Here is a 20,373-nt window from a genome sequence, read left to right on the forward strand (position 1 = left end):
GTTCTAAAGTCAGATTACTTGGGTACGATGGATTCATAGCTCTCATAACGCTGTCATACTTAAGTATTTTTTCTCCTGACAGGATACCGTTATGTGGGCTTTTTTACTTCTCAGACATCCTCTTAGAGCGATCGCCTACACCGCAGTCTCCGGCAATGGCGTTCCGCCCACCGTAGGCGATCGCTCGCTACTCAAAGGAAGCTACTGATAGTTCTATCGGTGGATGCCAATTTCCTGGTCGCATACGTATATTATCAGGTTCTCTAGCACATTTATTACCTGAATTGAATCTACCTCAATTCAGGTTGCACCTGTCCTTGAGACTTTGTTAAATATCCTCAGCTTTCTCCCAAACAGTAAAACTTGAGCTTTTACGCGATCGCCTCACAGCTTGATTTGAAGGCAAGCAAGCCCCTGGATACAAAACTGTTCAAAAAGCTCTCAGTCGTTTCATGGCTGAATTGACTTACCCAAACACGAGCGTTTTTTGACTTCGCCAACAGCATCCACTGCTCATTTCACCCCGTCTTTGCAGTACCCTGCAGGAAGCCGCTGGCGCGTCTACGTTTTTTCCTTATTTTGCGTAAGTCCTGTTTCTTTAGCAGGCACTGGAGATAATCGATAACTTGCTCAGAAGACAGATGGCTCATACAGGGGTGGTCTACCACAAGACAGGACTTATTGCTAAAACTATGCTCCTGACATAAGGTACATTTGAAGGTTGAAAGCGCTAGATGTACGTGAGGTTGTCTTGGTTTCCACAAATGTATTGGACTGGCTCCATCGCCGTCAACATCATTACCAAACAGAGCAATTGTATGGCATCCCACCGCAGCTGCAATATGCAATGGCCCTGCATCCACTGAGATGAAGGCTTTGGTTTGAAGAAATGCGCCTGCCAATTCTAACAGAGATGTCTGACCTCTGAGATCAATCAAAGCAGTAGTTTGTAATAACTCGTCCTCTATAGAACCTGCATTGTATAGCGTTTTCTGTATCTTCGGCGCACTGCCCACTAAACCGACACTCAATCCTTGTGCCGCACACCACTGGATAACTTGCTGCCAAGCGTGAATTGGCCAGAGTTTAGCAGGTCGGGTGGCTGTCACATGAATTAGCACATCGGGTACAGGAAAATTAGGTTCTTGACTAGGCAGTTCTAGCTTAAAAAAGTCGGTTTTAACATAGGCTAAACGACAGAAAATTTCCCCAATGTAGTTGCTCTGAATCACGCCTTGATGCCGTTCGACCAATTCAGAACTATTCCAATCTTGATCCTGGAGCAGGCGTTGAATTGAATTCGCATTTTCACCTCCATCAAGCTTTTTCTGAAAGTCTTGTGTCAAAGCCGCTCCTGTCACATATCGTGGACGTAGGGCAGTTGTCATGACTAGGTTGATGGGGCTGAATTCATCACAATTAATCGCTAAATCGTAAGGGCCTGCAACTTGTTGCCGTTGATGCACCACTTGTGCTAACTGCGCTAAGATATCATCACGATCGCTATACAGAGAAAAGCGCCAATCAATGTAGGGACAATAGAGTTCAAAATCTTGGGTTACGTCACTGCCAAAAAAATCCAACGTGCAATCTGGATATTTTTCTTTCAGACCTCGCAGCAAGGGGGTAGTTACTACATAATTGCCAACTTTGCTGGAGCCGAATACGGCAAGATGGGGATGGGGGCGTAAGGATTGATCGACAAAGACTTGCATATTACGGATTTCTTACAAATTTTTCAAGTTATTTTTAGATAATGCCTGACAACAATTTTCCAAACATTCTCTTAGTTTTATCAATTCGCGATTAGTTTACTAAGTCGATTAAAGGAGTTGAGTTGTTCAAGAATAAATTCCAAGCAGTCTTCAAGGACCTCTTTCTTTTTCTCACCAAGAATAACTAAATTCTGATTTTGAGGATAAGACCATCGACGCAGATGGGCAATGCTAAATCCTTCCTGTTTCTCTTCTTCTAAAGAAGCTTTTCTCACAGCATCCCATAAAACCAGTGTTGGTTTCTGAAATGCAGTGGCAATATGAGAAAGACCAGTATCAAATCCTACATATAAATCACTTGCCCAAATCAGACCCATTGCTTGTCTAATGGTTGTTTTTGGTGCAAAAATAGAAAGCGACTTTTGCTCAAAGTCATTATTGCCAATATGTAAAAAACTTACTTTATTTTTCAAGTAATCGACTAATTCCAGCCAATTATTTAAGTGCCAAGGTGAGTCTTTAGTACTCGATGAAGTCCCATAGGGACAGATACAAACAACGGGACGTTTGAGGTGAGCAAGGGTCTTTAATCCCCACTGCATTTCTGCGTGAGATAAAAATAAAGAACCCCTTAATTGACGAGGCCGCAGTCCATGAGCAAAACAGATATTTTCTATGATATGACGGCTTTGACAAAAATTATCTGACTCAATGGACAGTTCTACCATGATATTCGGGTCTATGTCATCGGCATTGATAATTGTCTCAATATATGGATTGTTCTCCCAGATGGAATATCCGTTTTTTTGAGCATTTTTATAATAGTTTAAAGGAGCAGTCAATAATTTTATGGGTCGCCCTTTATTTAAAGATAATGCTTCAACTAATGGTGTATAACAGACACAACTTCCTATTCCGAGATAACTAGGGATTGCCAAATCACAATTATACTTTTCAGCATAATATTTCGATGCAACTAATGGTTCTGAATCTCGAAATCGTGGATAGAAGATAGATTGACTTATACTGCTGTTATTGAACATATTTGGTTTCTCTGTATTTAGTGTGTTCAATTTTTAGTTAAATGCCAAAAAAGCAAAGTTCGTATCCCAAAATTATTAAAATTTTTTCAATATCTCAGCTTGCTTAATGCAGAACTATAAATGCTATTATTAATATTTGTGAATCTTTGGAAAACAAAGTACGTAGTATTATAAATCATTACAATAGTTGCGTTAAAGAGATAGTAAAAGCAAGCAAAGTTTTTGAAGTACATACGGTTAGAGTTTCCAAATTCCACCCCTATAAGTTAAGAATTTGCTGGTACAACTGAATGTATCGTTGGGCTTGCACCTCTAACGAGTACTCTTCAACCGCAACCTTGCGGCAATTTTGATTCATACGATCGCCTAAATTAACCTCTTCTAATAGTTGGACGATCCCATTACAAAAATCATCAGCATCTTCAGGTTTTGCTAAATAGCCAGTGATACCAGGACGGACATAATCTGGAACACCACCAACATTGAAGGCAACTGTCGGCGTACCACAAGCTGCTGCCTCCAGACCGACTAATCCGCAAACATCAGCACGGGTTGGAAACAGAAATAAATCGGCAGATGAATAGGCAATGGCTTTTAAGCGATCGCTGCTAATATAGCCAAGGTGCAGTACTTCTATTTCTGCGGCATTTGAGATTGCCTTCGCTTCATCCCCAAAAGTCAGCAACACGGTTTCAGCTTTGAGCGATTTAGGTATGCGAGAAAGGGCTTTGAGCAATAGATCGCCACCTTTACGCCGATTGGTCATGTCTTGTGCTCCAAATATGAGAACTTTTTTATGCTGGGGAATTCCCAGTTCAGATTGACACTGCTGTTGATCGAGTGGTTGATAGGCTACTGTATCAATTCCGTAGGAAATGTGATGAATGGGGAAACAGTTGAGCATACTCTGTTTAGCGCATTCAGCCAACCAGCGACTAGGAGCCACGATCGTTAAGTTGGAGTGTCGATATGCCCACTTCTTTAACTTCCACTCTAGAGATGTGGCATCTCGTTGAATCGGAGGTAACGCATTAGGATAAGGACATTTTCCACAACCAGTCTGCCATTTTGAACAGTCATAACTGTAGGCACAGTGTCCCGTGAAACTCCACATATCATGTAGCGTATAGACCGCAGGTTTATCTCTCGTCAATGAGGGAAGCATGAGATAGGAAAAATAATCATCATGAAGCAGGTGAAAGTTTAGTAAAGCAGCATTCTGATAACAGGCTTGATCTTTAAGAGCAGCAATTGAGGGATTGGCAACGTAATTCAAGCCAATTCGTCTTGTAATTGAGTTCGCTAAATCAACAAACTGATTTTTTCTTTGGACAATCTGTACCGTATTTTTCAAATCATTAGCTTTTTCCTGAAACACTCCATCAATCTCATCTTTATAAGCAAAGAAAGATTGAATACCGGCTTTTGATAAACCTTGATGAAGATTGTAGGCAGCAATAAATGCACCACCTAAGCCAAACCAGTTATTAATATGAAGTATATTGAGAGAATTCATTTTACTTCGTCTCCAGTGCCTTCTCTTGAATCTCTAATCTAGGTAGTGCTTTTTCACCCCCCTAGTTGATACCTGCTAGGTGAATTCTTAGCATAGGACTATTTAATATGACTTGAATATATTGTCTTAAAGATATCTGAAACAGTGATTTCTGGATGACTAACAAGCTGCGTCAAAATCTCCTGATAGTTGTTTAATAGACGATCAATTGTCTCTGCTGTAAATTTCTCAGTACTATATTTAGCCCTGATTCGGATTGTTTTCGACAATTCGAGGTAAAGCTCCAACGCAGGTGTTTTGCCATACAGTTCCATTGGTATATCGCCCCATTGTTCCGGTGCGATCGCTTCCCAACCTAGCATTTGATCTTGAACCGAGGGGGTCATGGTAATACTTGCCAGCAGATTGAGGGGACGTAAGTGTTGGATCTGCTTGATCACCCGATGCAGCTGCACCTCTTTATGTTCGATCGCTTCATTCACGGTTTCTTGAAGTTGTTTAATTACAGTCGAGCCAGTCTGTTCCGGCAAGATTAGCGATCGCAGAATCACGTCATTGATAAAGCAGCCAATCATCTGCTCTGTGTCTGGCCCAGTGCGGTTGCCAAGCGTTGCCAGAATCAAAATCTCATTTTGTTGGTTCCACTTCGCTAAAACAAGTTTGAAAGCGCTCAACAAGATCACAAAACTCGTCACCCTCTGTGAACGACCAAGCCCTTCAATCGAACGAACCAGAGACTCAGGTAAGTGGATAAAACGGTGCCCTGCCTGTTTACTAGACAGCATCAGACTTGGTGAGGCGTATAACTCGTCATCAACGAGTTGGCGTTGCCAATAATTGAGTTGCTGTGCGATCGCGGACTCGTTGTAGACTTGCTGCTGCCACAAGGCAAAGTCTGCATATTGGCATGATAGGGCTGGCAGGGGCGAAGGTCGCCCATTGGTGAAAGCCTGCATCAGTGCGTTTAATTCTTGCAGAAGCACACCAAATGACCAACCATCTGTGATCAGATGGTGCATGGTAATCACAAGCCAATGCTCTTCCGGATTCAGTTGAAATAAGGCAGTTCTAATCAAGGGAGCAACAGCCAAGTTGAAGGGCTGCTGACGTATTTTAATTCCCAAACGAACCGCTTCCGACTCACGCGCCTCTGGGGGTAGATGCTGTAGATTTTCATAAACTAACGGCAGGTGCAGGTGAGGTAAAACGATCTGCATCGGCTGATCGTTGATGACGGTGAAGACCGTGCGGAGATTCTCATGACGGCGGACAATTTCATTAAAACTTTGCTCGACGACCTCTGGTAAGAAGGAACCCTTAACTCGCATCAGAGTCGAACTATTGAGAGTTGCAACCGTACTTGCTGATTGATGCAGTGACCACAAGCCCTGCTGTGATAGCGATAGCGGCACACATGTAGATGGGCTTCTCTCTAAGCGAGACATGGCTAGCATGGTAGAGGGAATCCCATTTGAACTGAGTGTTGGATGGGCTTTGAACGACTCAATTAACTTGCTGAGGGCGGCGATTGTCGGGGTTTCAAACAGACACCGCAGGGGAAAATCAATCGCAAAGGCTTGGCGAATTCGGAAGAGAAGTGAGGTCGCTAGCAGAGAATGTCCTCCCAAATCAAAAAAGTTATCGTAAATTCCGACTTTCTCAATACTGAGAATCGCAGCCCAAAGGTTAGCTAAAATTTCTTGGGTGGGGGTGCTGGGTGCTACGAAGCTAGATTCTAGTCCATTCTTAAAATTTTCCGGTATGGGTAGAGCGCGACTATCAACTTTTCCATTGGACGTTAAGGGAAACTTTTCTAGGACAACAAAGGCAGATGGAATCATGTACTCAGGCAGTTTTTTCTGGAGATAGTGGCGAAGGTCTTGAATATATGCCTCTAAACTGTTACAAGTCGATTCGCGATCGCCTAAACTATTCGATCCCGTTTTTTCAGGGAAACACTGCTTTCCATTGGGGAACTCATAGAGAGAGCGATCGCCCTTGGCGGCTCCTAAAGGAGCATCGCCCAGTATACCCTGCTCTCTTAAACTCACCAAATTGAGAATGGTTGAAGCTTGGGTACGCTCAGGGACAATATAGGCTACCAATCGCTTATTATTAGGTTCATCCTCTCTGGCAAGTACAATACATTCTTGTACAGCTTGGTGCCCAGAAAGTAATGCTTTAATTTCTCCTAACTCAATCCGAAAGCCCCGAATTTTGACTTGATGATCGATGCGTCCCTTATACTCAAGCTCACCTGTAGGCAAATATCGCGCTAAATCTCCCGTTTTGTATAAACGCTCTTTCTGCTGATTGCTAAAGGGATTGGGTACAAACCGCTCCTCAGTCAGTTCACTGCGCCGCCAATAACCCCTCGCCACACCACCTCCACCAACATAAAGTTCTCCTACCACCCCAATGGGTACAGGTTGTTGGTATTTGTCCAGAAGGTAAATCTGTAAGTCGGAAATTGGTAGCCCAATTAAGCTACTAGTGGCTTTCACATCAGCTAAGGTTAAACGACAGATTGTCACATGAACCGTTGTTTCTGTAATGCCATACATATTTACCAACTGGGGCAGTTGATCCCCATGCCGCTCAAACCAAGGCTGCAACAAAGGTAACGAGAGTGCTTCTCCGCCAAATATCACTACCCGTAAACTCAATTTTTCTGTTGTCTTGGAATGTTCATCAACTTGAATTAGTTGGTAAAAAGCGGATGGAGTTTGGTTGAGAACAGTCACTTGTTCAGCAACCAGTAAGTTGTAGAATGCTTGTGAGTCTCGGCTCACTTCATAAGGCACAACCACAACACACCCGCCATACAGCAACCCTCCCCACAGTTCCCAAACCGAAAAGTCAAATGCAAACGAATGGAATAGGGTCCATACATCCGCTTGATTAAACTGATACCAATCTTCCGTTGCTTTGAATAATCGAACGACATTGTGATGAGTGATTAATACTCCTTTGGGCTTTCCTGTAGAGCCAGATGTATAAATCATGTACGCAAGGTTATCATCCTGCACACCACTGACTAAGTTATTTTGGGAGTACTGAGCAATTTTGTCTGCCTCTTTATCTAAATAGACAACAAAATTGCTTTGATCTAGAGTGTTGCGTAATTGCGAATTCGTTACCAACACTTGCACTTGTGCATCTTCTAGTATGTGGTTCAACCGTTCTTGCGGATTACTGGCGTCTAGTGGTACATATGCCCCTCCGGCTTTGAGTATTCCCAATATGCCCACGATCATTTCTAGTGAACGTTCTACGCAAATACCTACTAATGATTCTGGTTTTACGCCCAGAGTTTGCAAGTAATGCGCCAGTTGATTAGCCTGCTGATTCAATTCCCGATAAGTTAGCTGTTGTCCTTCAAACTTAAGTGCTACAGCTTCTGGTGTCTTCTCCACCTGTGCTTCAAACAACTCATGCAAACACAGAAACTCAGACTCAATCCCCTGTATTTCATTCCCTAGCAACTGCTCTCTTTCTGTAGCGCTGAGTATTGACAAATTGCCGATCCGCTGATTTGGAGATTCAACAATTCTTGCTAGCAAAGTCTGAAAATGTGCACTGATGCGCTGGATTATTTCTTCATTAAAGAGATAGGCGTTGTACTCTAGTTTCCCTTGCAGTTCTGAGTTTGTTTCCCACAAATTTAAGGTTAAATCAAAGGTTGCTGCGGCTGTTGGTTTATTCAACTTTAGTACTGTTGTCATAACTCCTGGGAGTTGCAATTCCTCCTGAGCGATAGTTTCTAGAGTGAACATCACTTGCAAAAGGGGATTATTACCCAATTTGCGATCTATTTTCAGAGCTTCAATAACTTTAATAAAAGGAACCTCACTATGAGCATACGCTTCTAAAACAACCTTTTGGACTTTAGTTAACAGTTCTCGAAAGGTAGGATTATCAGGAATTTGAATACGTAAGCCTAGTGTATTGACAAAAGCACCAATAAGTGGATTTGTCTGTGCTGAGGTGCGATTAGCAATAACAGTTCCGACAACTAAATCCTCCTGATGAGTGTAGCGGGAAAGTAAGATGGCGAAAGCAGTCAGGAGGGTGGTAAAAAAGGTTGTCCCAGACTGTTGACTTAATTGCTTCAACTTGCGAGTCACCTCAGTACTCAGAGAGAACGGAACTATACCAGATTGAAACGCTTGCTTTGTATTATGATTACGATCGCCTAGCGTCTTTGAAGGAGAATCGTTTAAGTAGGGCAGTTCCAATACAGGCACAACGTCTGCCAACTGTTGCTGCCAGTAGGTTAACTGTTGGGTAAAATTTTCAAGAGTGCTCTGTTGATTTTGCCAATGAGCAAAATCAGTATATTGAATAGGGAGTTCTGGTAAAGAAGCTGTTTTTCCTGTTGAAACTTCTTGATAGAGGGCTGATAATTCCCGCAAAAATACCTGGATTGACCAATCATCACAGATAATGTGGTGCAGATTAAACATCAACAAGTGAGTCTGAGGATGAAGACGGATTAAAGTCACTCGCCACACAGGAGACTGATTCAAATCAAAAGCACGAGTACGCTCTTGCAAAAGAAGTCGTTGTGCTTGAGAAATACGCTCAATTTCTGATAAGTTCTGCAAGTCAATCACAGGAATGTCAAAGGTCAGGTAAGGTGTAATGACCTGTACTGGCGAACCATTCACCACCTTGAACCCAGTCCTCAGAATGGAATGACGCTTAATCAAGCATTGGATTGCTTGCTCGAAGCTGGGAATATCCAGATCCCCTTCCAAGCGAAACACCCTCACCATGTTGTAGATATAATTTGATTCTTCTAGGTGATGGAGCAGCCAAAATTGTTGTTGAGTGAAGGATAAAGGCAAACCATCATTTTTTATAGTTGCATCAACGGGTTTAATGATTAATTGTGATTCAATTGTTGATTGATTGAGGAAGGCTAAAATTTCCGTTTTATATGTTTTTATTTGAGCCAGTATATCTGAAGTTAAAATACCTTTAGGTGCTTGATAGCGGAGGTTTTTGCCATCAGCCCAGACTTTGATATTGAGGCGACCAAGTTCTAACAACAGTTCATCAAGCGTTTTCATAGCATTCCTTCATCATAATCATCTGTGCTATCAGGCACATCCTTTTGTACTAATATCCGACAAGTGTTTTCAATACGTTTGGCTAGTTGAGCGATCGTTGGTAATTCAAATACAGTAATTAAAGAAATATTTATTGAGAAAGTGTTAAATAATTCTAGAATAAGTTCATTAACAAGTAGGGAATGACCCCCTAACTCAAAAAAGTTATCATGAATCCCAATTTCTTCTATTCTGAGAATTTGAGTCCAGATGTCAACCAGTATCTGCTCAGTAGAAGTGTGAGGCAAAACTAAACTTTCTAACTGCGTTCTTTGCATCTGACTGAAAGCAGGTAAACCCAAACGGTCAACTTTGCCATTGGGCGTTAGGGGCAGAGCTTCTAAAGTCATAAAAGTTGAGGGAACCATATAGTCTGGTAGGCTTTCTAAGAGCAGACTTCGTAGTTCTCGGAGTGAGAGTGCTGGTTGGAGAACGAGCGGCACAATATAGGCTCTTAGACCTAGATTATCAGGTGATGCTACGACAGCAGCCTCTCGGATGAGGTTGGTATTTATCAATGCCATTTCGACTTCCGAAACGTCGATGCGGTAGCCCCTAACTTTCACCTGGAAGTCTTTTCTGCCTAAGTGCAAAAGGCAGCCATCTGGCAACATACAGCCTAAGTCGCCCGTTTTATATAACAGCTTATTTTCTTCTTGGACATTTTTCAAAAGTACTGCTTCGGTCAAGTCTGGTCTTTGCCAATAACCATAAAACAGATAACGACTTCTGACTACAATTTCACCAATCTGATTAAACTCAACTGGTTTACCTTCATCATCAATTAACAAAACCTCATGATCCTCAACTGCGTAGCCAGCTGGTACGGTACTGCCAATAATTTCTGTTTCCCGATCAACAAAGTACTGCCGAATTGGGCTAATTTCTGAACCTCCTAAATTGGCAACAAAAATACAGTTATCAGAGAAATGCTGCTTGTAAAGTTCTACATCTTTTTTGTAGACTGTCTCACTTCCTACCTGAATTAAACGCAATTTTGGGAACTTATCCTGTTGAGTTAAAGTGTTGACAAAATGGCGAAACATAGTCGCCACTGCAAAAAAGATGGTTATTTCTTGCTGTTTCAGCCAGCTACTTAAACCTATTAGCCCTTCTTGTTTAGCGTCATATGGCAGAAGAGTTGCACCATTGAGCAACGAGCAGAAGATATCCCTTACAGCACCAGCAAAATTTGGGGAGTACAAAAGTGCTAACTTATCATTGGCACAAATATGACCGCTGTTGGTATAGTTCATCGTCAGATGCAGAACATAACGATGGTTTTGGATCACGCCTTTAGGCTGTCCTGTTGATCCAGAGGTATAAATAATGTAGGCAAAATTATCTGGTTGCAGAGGTAAATCTAGATTTTCACAAGAAATGCTGGAATCTATCTCGTCAATATTGAGTATTTCTAATCCGCTAATTTGCAATTTTTTGGCAAATGAGATATTTCTACTATCTATTAGTAATAAACTCGCTTGTGAATCTTCCAGAATATAGCTAATCCTTGCTTGTGGCAGCGAGGGATCTAGTGGTACATAAAACTTACCAACTTTCAATACACCCAGAATTGCAGCAATTATCGGAGCACCACTTTCAAATAACATTGCAATTGGTTCTGCTTCGCGATCGCCTTCGGCACAGCAAAGCTGAACGCGCTTGATTAAGATAGCCCTGGCTATGCGATTGGCGAACTGATTCAGGGCACTATATGTGAACACATGCTCCCCAGTTTTAACAGCAATCTGCTCAGGATGCATATCTACTTGTTTTTGAAAGCGCTCAGGAACCGATAGTTCAACATCTTTCTTGTCGAACTTTATAAAAGGGTTATTTGGGTGGACATTACGTCTCTGAATTAACTGTTGCAAAGAATTACTCATCGTTGATTTTCATGATTAGAGCTATTTAATTTTTCCTGGCGTTAATGACTGACAGTCCTCAAATACTGCAAGGATTTAAGTCTGCTGTTCAAAGTTAGTTGTACAGGATCAATAAGTTCCAATTTTGATAAGAAACTATTAACTTGCTTAGAAGAGTTAGTTTTCAACCATTCCAGCAAGTAGGGAATTTCGCTACATCCAGCGATGATACAGTCAATAGTAGGGTGGAGCTTGAGTAGTTCAACGAAAAAATGTTCACCGACTTTACAAGCAAAATTGTAGTCAGATGTTTTTACTCCTTGATAAATAGATTGCATTAATATAGATTGCAACTCATCGTTGGGTTCTAAGTAAACAATGCCCACTTCTTGAAGTGGTCTAGAGTAAACACACCCTAACCGCGTTGCTGTAGTACATAGAATTAAAGGCTGACAAAAGTTTCGTTGTTGCAAGTGCTGTATTGTAGTGTCAATCAAAGAGATCCATTGTAGTCTGAAAAAAATCTTTGAATAATTAAGCAGGAGTTGCTGCATCACTTCAGGTAAGAAATAATGAGCACCATTGCACAGAACGATCAACTCAACAGCTTCAACGCTAGAGCAAATATACTGCATTGCTTCTCGGATAGCGATCGCCAGCATGATCACTAAATCCGGCTCTTGAGATGCACCAATTTGAGTCTTTTGTTGAATGGCCGTAGTCCGATTAGGCAGCGAACAAGCTTGAAACAGAACAATTTCTCTACTGTTCTGGAACATCTGACAGGCTACCTCAAAAGCTCCCAAACCTGCTAAAGGCCCCATTCCGCCCAACAGTAGCAAAGCAGGCGCTTGAGTCTGTTTTGGTCTAAGTACAATCACTTCATTGGGGTAACTTTGATCCTCAACAGCCTCTGAGCGTAGCTTTTTGTTTTGAGCGATCGCATACAAATGTTGTCGAAAATCTAAAGTTGCAGCAATAGCTTGTTGAGCATCATTAAAAAAATGTTGAGCTTGAGGTTTAAGACACGGATAGCAGATGTTTTGCTGCATTTATTTCTTGTCTCATCTCTATAGTTAGTGCTTCCATTACAGTACCTAACCGAGTCAGGTACTCCTTAAATAAAAGTTTTGCCTGTGTATAGTCAATTGGAGTGTTAGTAGCTTCGCTGTACTCATTCAAGGCTTTAACGACCACTTGAAAGTGAGCCACTTCCGTTTCGTCTGCAACATGAACACCGATATAAAACAGAGCTTTCTTTTTTTCTTCAGGGGAAAAGTGGTAGTACTTTTCAATTAATTCTGAAAAAGCAAATAAGGCTCGCGTATACTCACCGTGGTTGTAAATTTCTGAGAACATATTTGTGAATAACCCCTTGGAAATATCATCTACCACCATGTTCTGATATATCCATTTCTTAAAATCACCCGCTTGGGGTAAACAATGTTCATCTAATTGCCAAGGGTAATTTCCTAAAAAGCTGTTAGCAAAATCTTCATAGAGTGCAGCGTGAGTTACACCTTCGTAATCTAATCCCAAATCTTCGTGACTAGTTTCAGCATTGAAGGCGCTAGCTAATAATAATTGTTCCCGTTCTTGAGTATCTTTGGTTAAAGCAAGACGTTGTAAACGGCAAGATAGGCCATATATACCTAACATTTTCAAGTGCGTAGCTTTCCAGGAATTAAAGAATGTAGCTAGCATTTTGCTTGACCAGCAATGGGTAGGTAACAACTCAAAAAAGTTTTCACAATGTTGCAGTGCTTCACTTGCTTCCAAGAAACTCTGACTCAAAGCCTGTTTCAACTTTTGGTCAGAAACCATGTTGATAATACTGCTAACCGTACTAATAATGCTAGATGTTGACGCGATCATAGACATATGATGTTAAAGGCTCCCTTTGCACCAGGAGAAACTGGAACAATCTTTTCCGAGCTAATGTTTAGCATATCAGGTTGTCAGCAACAGAATCCGTTACTAAAATTCATACTTTTAGAGGTTTACAAATTTTCATGTAAGGGAATGAAAACTAAGACAGTAAATATGATTTTTTTGGATAACTTTTGCAAATACCCTGGCTCTAACAGTTTATTAAAGCATTTTCATTTGAAATCAAACAAGTATATAAATGTCATATCTTTATCTCTGCTGCAAGATATTTTTAGTTACTGCTTTACAAACTAGTTTTTTGTCAATATATAATTATTACAACTTGAAAGATACAATGCCATATATATTATTATCATGCATATGCATGTATATTTTGTCAAGAAATATAATTCATATATTCAGTTAAGCTACATTAATTTTGATGACAGAAAATTAAGTATAAATTATTAATTAAATATTGCTATATAGGATGACAATTCCTTGTAGGCGGTAGATTATTGTTAATTAAATTTGCTTAAAACAATGATTGCCCAAGAAATTCTCAAACGCTATGCAGCGAAGGAAAGAGATTTTCAACACCTAAATTTAAGCCAGATTTCTTTACAGGGTGTTGATTTCAGTGGTGTTGATTTCAGCTATGCTAACCTCAGTAGTGCCAATCTCAGTGAGGCCAACTTAAGTTGTACCACGCTGGTTTGGACAGACTTAAATCGAGCAGACCTCCAAAAAGCCAATTTGCAAAACGCAAATCTATTAAATGTGAGTTTATTGTGGGCAAACTTGAGTCACGCTACTCTAACTAGAGCGAACTTAAGCAGTGCTCACTTAAATTATGCCAAGCTTGATTCTGTCTGCTTACGAGAGGCAAATTTAATAGATACTGATTTAGAAAATGCTTGTTTGACTCAAGCAGACTTAACTGGGGCAAATTTGTTTAAAGCAAGTCTCAAAGCCACAGATTGTACTGGCGCTAAGTTTGATGATGCCAATCTTCGCCAATCTAACTGGGAAGGGGCGATTTTATGTGCTGCTTCTTTACAACAAGTTGATTTGGAAGGAGCGCAATTACAGGATACTATTTTAAAGGGAGCCGACTTAACAAAATCAGATTTAATTAAAGCGGACTTGAGTAGTGCAGATTTGAGTGATGCAATTTTACGTCAAGCTGCCTTAGAGTTAGCCTGTTTATTTAATGCAGACTTGAGTCGTGCTGATTTAAAGTTAGCTTCTTTATTTAACGCCAACTTAGAGGAGGTGATTCTAAATGGGGCAAATTTGAGTGATAGTGATTTAAGACACGTAAATTTCACAAATACCCAATTAGAGGAGGTAAATTTTTCCGGTTCTCGCGTTAAGGGAGCGCTATTTACTGATGCTATTGGGTTAACTTTTCAACAAAAGCAATGGTTAAGGAAAAATGGAGCATTAAATATTTCTGATTTATAGAATGATGGCTAATAGTAAATCGAGCTTTAAACACTTTTGGTTTTCAAAAAAGATGAGGAGCATAGAACAAATTATCGAATGCACTGAAACATTAATCAATAATAAGACAGGAAAATCGCTCTCATTTATTCAAAAAGCTGTTTTGTCAGCATCTCTATTGGAAACAAAAAAAAGTTACGGACAAATTGCTACAGAAAATAACTACTCTGAGAACTATATTAGGCAATTAGTTGCTCCTAAATTATGGCAACTACTTTCTATAACTCTTGGTGAGAAAGTTAATCGAACCAATTGCCGTGCTGTGCTAGAGCAACGACTAGACAATTCATCTTTGCAAACAATATCTCAGCCTACACAGATGTGGCAAAAAATAAATTTAGAACCTCCAGAAGGACAAGTTCCGCTTTCTTCTACTTTGTATATTGAACGGGACGTGGAAGAAGTCTGTTATCAAGTAATTCTTCAACCTCGTGCGTTTATCCATATCAAAGCACCACGAAAGATGGGGAAAACTTCTTTAATGACCAGAATACTTGCTTATGGTAGTTCGCGTAATTATCATCCTGTGAGGTTAAGTTTACATCGTGCTGAAACAGAAGTTTTTAGCTCATTAGAAAAATTTTTACGCTGGTTCTGTACCAATGTTACCTATCAGTTAGAAATCAAGTCAAAGCTAGATGAATATTGGGATGAGGATATGGGTGATTTGATGAACTGTACTATCTATTTTCAAGGATATGTATTACAGGAGATATCTAATCCCATTATTTTAGCATTAGATGAAGTAAATAAATTGTTTGAATATCCTCAATTGACTCGTGATTTCTTGGGACTATTGCGCTCATGGTATGAAGAAACTAGAGATATATCAATTTGGCAGAAATTACGAATTTTACTTGTTAAATCAACTGATATCTATATTAATTTAGATACTAATAAATCTCCTTTTAATGTAGGATTAGCAATCGATTTACCTGCTTTTAAAAGATTGCAGATAGAAGATTTAGGACAACGTCACGGACTCCAGCTTACAACTTTGCAATTTGAACAATTAATGGCACTTACAGGAGGATTACCTTACTTGGTACGACTGGTGTTTTATCATAGCGTTAAATATCAAATTTCTGTGGACACTTTAGTGCAAAATGCCGCGACTGATACTGGAATTTTTAGCGAGCATTTGCACAATCAGTTACATTGTCTTTTGCAAAATCCTGATTTGGTTGATGGTTTTCAACAGGTTATTAAGTCAACTGTACCGATTACCTTAGAACAAGAAGTAGCATTTAAGTTAAAAAGTTTGGGGCTGATATATATGGAAGGAAAAACTGCAACAGTGAGTTGTGATTTGTATAAACAGTATTTTAGTGATCACTTTACCAAGAATACAGCAATTTTAAATCATTCGTAATCAACAAAAAGTCGGTTCTCTAACTTTAAAATAAAAAACGAGTTAACTCATGTTTAAAGTAATAAACATTCATAGACAGTACTCTCGGTACTTTAAAATATACACAGTATTGTTTTTTAGTAATATATTTACTTATTTTATTACCTGTTTTCACCCAGCTAACGCTCAAATAATACCTGATAAAACTTTAGGAACCGAAAAATCTACCATTACCCCTCAGAATATTCGTGAATTAGTTGGTGGAGGTGCAATTCGCGGTGGTAATCTTTTCCATAGTTTTCAAGAATTTAATGTTAATCAAGGGCAGCAGGTTTATTTTACTAATCCAGTAGGCATTAATAACATCCTTACTCGCGTTACAGGAAACCATATATCTAAGATTTTGGGTACATTAGGTGTGGATGGTACGGCAAATTTATTTTTAATTAATCCTAATGGGATTATTTTTGGTAAAAATGCCAGATTAGATATTGCAGGTTCTTTTACGGCTAGTACTTCAAATGCAATTAAATTAGGAAAAGATGGGTTATTTAGTGCAACAGAACCACAAAATAGTAATTTACTCACAATTCAGCCAACAGTTTTATTTGCTAATGCCTTGCACCAACAACAAGCAGAGATTAGTGTAGAAGGAAATCTAACAATAGGTAGTAGACAAACTCTTACGTTACAAGGAGATATTGTTACTAACACAGGTTCTTTGACTGTACCAGGGGGAACGGTGCAGATTTTAGCAAATCAGGTGAGCTTATTAAATAATGCCACTATTAACACTGATGCTCTTAATAATGGCAATGGTGGCACTGTAATTATTAAAGCAAATGATCTAACCCGTTTTGAGGGTAATATTAGTGCCCGTGGCGGTGACAATTCTGGGAACGGTGGTTTTGTAGAAGTATCAGGTGGCAGAGTGGAATTTGCTGGTACTGTGGATACTAGTGCGTCAAATGGCTCATTTGGTAGATTACTGCTTGACCCGAAAGATATTCTGATTCAAGCAGGGGGCACTGTTAGCGGTCAAAGTTTGAGCCAAGCGCTAGCACTTAATAATGTCAGTTTACAAGCTAATAATGATATTACTGTTGATGATGATATCACAGGCGTTAGGGCAAATAATCTTAACTTAGAAGCGGGGCGATCGCTCACCATCAATCCCAACCGCAGTATTATTCTCAATGGTGGTAATTTTAACGCCAAAATTAACGATGAAAATGCGATCGCTATTGAAAGAGATCCTGGAGTATCGCAGTTTTTCATGAACCCAGGTTCCCAAATTCTTACCAATGGCGGAAATACAACTATTACATCAGGAAAGTTTGGGCAAACCAGTCAAATTAATACTACCAATGCATCTATCATTTCTGCAAAAAGTGGCGGTAATTGTGGCAACATTGCTTTAAAGGCTATCAATGATATTACGACTGGTAATTTAATTAGTGGGTTTTTCAACATACCCAATATCACCGACTCTATTAATAGCGGTGACATTACTATCAATAGCACCGCAGGCGGAATTACCACTACTAATTATCTGTTAGCTAATGCCCAACAGCAAGCAGGAGATATTTCTCTCACTGCCGCAGGTAATCTCAGCCTCAATGCCGCAGGTGACTTTCCTCGCTCAGGCAATATCGCTTCTATTGGAGACACACCAGGAAAAATTACATTTACTAGTGGTAATATCCTTTCTGGTAAAAATATTCGCATTGTCAATGCAAACTTAGGTGCTGGTAGAGGCAATGATATTACCCTGACTGCTCGCTCAATCTTTCTGGACACTACATCTATCTTCGCCCTGGCTAGGGGTAAAGGTCGAGGAGGAAATATGAGCCTCAATGCTACAGATGATGTAGTGATGCGGACAAGCGATATTGGTACAAATTCCGATGCGGCGTTGGCTGTAAATCTTCCTACTGGTGCTAGCGGCGATGCTGGGGATTTTACTCTCAATGCTCGTCGGTTGAGCATTAGCCAAGATCCAACAGCTTTTTTCCCTTTTAGAGCAACTTCCATAAGTACTGGTACTGACGCAAATACTACGGGTAATGCCGGGAATTTAACAATCAATGCTTCAGAATCCGTAGAACTTATCGGTCGTCAACTCACAACCCCAATACTTACCCCTAGCCAATTGGTGAGCCAACTTCTACAAGGAACAGGAGTAGGCATCAGCACAAATGCTTTCGGAAGTGGTAACTCTGGCAAACTGACGGTTAACACTGGGCGCTTAGTGCTTCGAGATGCAGGTGGAATTAGCACATTCCCAGTTTCAGGTAATGGCGGAGATTTGACAATTAATGCTACAGAAATATTGTTGCAGAATTTTGCAGGGATTCAAACGGCAACTGCTGGTTCAGGGCAAGCCGGGGATTTGACAATTAACGCTGATAATGTAACGCTCACCGATAGGTCGATAATCGATGCAGCGGCACTAGCTGGTACGGGCAATGCTGGCAACTTAACTTTATCAGTTAAACAACTAAATGTCCGTGATGGTTCTATCGTTTCCTCAGCAACTACAGGAGAGGGGAATGCAGCAACATTAAATCTCAACGCTACTGACAAAGTAGAAGTTGTGGGGACTTTCGCAGATAATGGCAGTTTTCCTAGTACGATCGCAACGGCTTCCTTAAGTCCGATTGGTAATGCTGGGCCTTTAAATATTACGACTGGGGAGTTAATTGTCCACCAAGGAGGAGAGATTACCACTGGTACCGTTGGTCAAGGAAATGGCGCATCTATTACAATTAATACCCGCACTCTGCAATTAGATAACGGTAGAATTAACGCTTCTACAGCTGGTGCTGGTAACGGAGGTGATATTACTATCAACGCTAACGAATCTGTAGAAGTTGCTGGGAATGGATTTGCAGACTTGCAAGAAAAAATTATCAATCCAGCTTATGCAGGTACTCTCAGCCTTGATAACTTTGACCAGGGAATCGTTGCTGTGAGCGCAGGCCAAGGTAAAGCCGGAAATGTTGTAATTCAAACCCCGAATTTTCTTAGCCGCAATAGTGGAATAATTGCTACTACCGCCTTGAGTCAAGGACAGGGGGGGAATATTAACATCAATACCAGTAATACTTTCGAGTTAGATAACTCTTTTATTGGTACGGGAACATTAACCAATGCCGAATCTGGCAATGTTAACTTAACAGCGCGTCAACTTACAGCCAAAGGCGGCGCACAGGTATTTACTACTACCTTTGGTTCTGGAAAAGCCGGGGATTTAACAGTTAATGCTTTCGAGTCCATTGATTTAATTGACCCCTCGCAGCAGAGTTTTGGCTCAGGCTTATTTGCCTCTTCGGCTCAAACTGCTTCCGGAAACGGGGGAGACATTAATATTAACATTCCCAATGGTGACTTAAATATCCGCGATCGCGCAACTATTTCTGTTAGTGCTTTAGGAACAGGCAATGCTGGAGATATCAATATTGATGCCCGGTCAATTTTTCTTGATCAAGGTTCCATCACTGCTACCAGCGTTTCTGGACAAGGAGGTAACATCAACTTCAAGGTAGCTAATAATTTACTTTTACGAAATAATAGTCAAATTTCCACCCGTGCAGGAATAGAAAACAGTGGCGGTGGTAATGGTGGCAATATAGATATTAATAGTGGATTTATTGTTGCTGTCCCGCAAGAAAACAGCGACATCACCGCCAATGCTTTTACTGGAAATGGTGGGAATATCAACATTACTAGCCAAGGTATTTTTGGCTTACAGGTTAGTGATAAACTCACCCCAAATAGTGACATCACCGCCAGTTCTCAATTAGGCATCAACGGCACGGTTAATATCAACACTCCAGATGTTGACCCTACCAGAGGATTAACTCAATTGCCTTCTGTGCCTACCGACCCTGCAAATCAAATTTTCGCGGGTTGTCCCAGCAACGAAGAGGCGAATTTTGTGGTTAGCGGACGGGGAGGTTTACCAGAAGATCCCCGCCAAATACTGCGTGGTCAGGTAGTTTTACAGGATATGCGAGTAAGTGCAGACTCCCCAAATAAACTTTCAGAGCAAATCAGCCATAGAAAAGTACTAGATACAAAAGGGCAACCACCATTACTAGAAGCTACTGGATGGATGATTAATCAACTAGGACAGGTAGAATTGGTGGCAAATATTACTACCCAAATACAACCTGATGGTGGGAGAAATAAAAGTGATTGTGGGAATTTATCAGATCAACCGTGACTGATTCACCCATCAATAATATAGGACTTACGCACTGTACAAAGTAACCATAATATGAGTTACGGTTTTTGGTCGTTTCAGGCGCTTCGCATAACCCCAATTTATTCACTTCCTTTGCGTAGGCGTAGCCCGTCGTAGACATCGCTGGGTGCTAAACATGGCTGAA

General features: G+C 40.6%; 10 protein-coding genes. 3 read left to right on the forward strand and 7 right to left on the reverse strand.

Annotated elements, in window-relative coordinates; all coding sequences use genetic code 11:
• Positions 1-518: 518 nt before the first annotated feature.
• The 7 genes from V7K49_RS10585 to V7K49_RS10615 all read right to left on the reverse strand — a co-directional run bounded on the left by V7K49_RS10585 (position 519) and on the right by V7K49_RS10615 (position 13,134).
• On the reverse strand, positions 519-1,715 hold the full coding sequence (locus V7K49_RS10585; protein WP_334871951.1) for a glycosyltransferase family 9 protein: 1,197 nt from the start codon (positions 1,713-1,715) through the stop codon (positions 519-521).
• 80 nt (positions 1,716-1,795) lie between these two features.
• Positions 1,796-2,758, reverse strand: coding sequence for a glycosyltransferase family 9 protein (locus V7K49_RS10590; RefSeq protein WP_335205492.1), 963 nt, complete (start codon positions 2,756-2,758; stop codon positions 1,796-1,798).
• A gap of 259 nt (positions 2,759-3,017) precedes the next feature.
• Positions 3,018-4,274: a glycosyltransferase family 4 protein gene (locus V7K49_RS10595; protein ID WP_335205493.1), complete on the reverse strand. Its 1,257-nt coding sequence runs from the start codon at positions 4,272-4,274 to the stop codon at positions 3,018-3,020.
• Positions 4,275-4,372: 98 nt separating this feature from the next.
• Positions 4,373-9,349 (reverse strand): amino acid adenylation domain-containing protein, encoded by a 4,977-nt coding sequence (locus V7K49_RS10600; protein WP_335205494.1) that lies wholly within the window; start codon positions 9,347-9,349, stop codon positions 4,373-4,375.
• Entirely contained in the window at positions 9,346-11,274 is a 1,929-nt protein-coding gene (locus tag V7K49_RS10605) for a non-ribosomal peptide synthetase (RefSeq protein ID WP_335205495.1), read from the reverse strand. The genes V7K49_RS10600 and V7K49_RS10605 overlap by 4 nt, the downstream gene beginning before the upstream one ends.
• A 41-nt stretch (positions 11,275-11,315) precedes the next feature.
• On the reverse strand, positions 11,316-12,305 hold the full coding sequence (locus V7K49_RS10610; RefSeq protein WP_335205496.1) for an aspartate/glutamate racemase family protein: 990 nt from the start codon (positions 12,303-12,305) through the stop codon (positions 11,316-11,318).
• Positions 12,274-13,134, reverse strand: coding sequence for a hypothetical protein (locus V7K49_RS10615; protein ID WP_335205497.1), 861 nt, complete (start codon positions 13,132-13,134; stop codon positions 12,274-12,276). The genes V7K49_RS10610 and V7K49_RS10615 overlap by 32 nt, the downstream gene beginning before the upstream one ends.
• Positions 13,135-13,665: 531 nt before the next feature.
• Here V7K49_RS10615 and V7K49_RS10620 point away from each other — a divergent pair.
• From V7K49_RS10620 to V7K49_RS10630, 3 genes are read left to right on the forward strand one after another with little or no spacing between them, the layout of a single operon-like run.
• Entirely contained in the window at positions 13,666-14,589 is a 924-nt protein-coding gene (locus V7K49_RS10620; protein WP_335205498.1) for a pentapeptide repeat-containing protein, read from the forward strand.
• A gap of 52 nt (positions 14,590-14,641) precedes the next feature.
• A complete protein-coding gene (locus V7K49_RS10625; protein ID WP_335205499.1) occupies positions 14,642-16,000 on the forward strand; it encodes an AAA-like domain-containing protein in 1,359 nt (452 codons plus the stop codon).
• Positions 16,001-16,049: 49 nt separating this feature from the next.
• The gene (locus V7K49_RS10630) at positions 16,050-20,207 is read left to right on the forward strand and encodes a two-partner secretion domain-containing protein (protein ID WP_335205500.1); all 4,158 of its coding nucleotides are present in this window, start codon (positions 16,050-16,052) and stop codon (positions 20,205-20,207) included.
• The last annotated feature ends 166 nt before the right edge of the window (positions 20,208-20,373 follow it).

Origin of the sequence: Nostoc sp. (genome assembly GCF_036919675.1) — a bacterium.
Classification (GTDB): domain Bacteria; phylum Cyanobacteriota; class Cyanobacteriia; order Cyanobacteriales; family Nostocaceae; genus Nostoc.